Raw genomic sequence first — 253 nt, 5'->3', positions numbered from 1 at the left:
ATTCAAATACTACTGCTTTTAAACAATTAGTATTTGAAAAAACTGGTTTATCTTCTGGTGAACATACTATTAAAGTTCAAGTTTCTGGTTCTAAAAATACTGCTGCTACTAGCATCTATTTTGTTTTAGATTACCTTCAAGTTTTATAGTCTTATTTATCTTTGTAATTAATATTTAATCGAGTAGGAGGTAGATAATTATTTTATCTACCGACCTCTCACACCACCGTACGTACCGTTCGGTATACGGCGGT

This window comes from Clostridium cibarium (assembly GCF_014836335.1).
GTDB classification, from domain to species: Bacteria; Bacillota; Clostridia; order Clostridiales; family Clostridiaceae; genus Clostridium; species Clostridium cibarium.
This window is presented reverse-complemented; position numbering follows the sequence as displayed.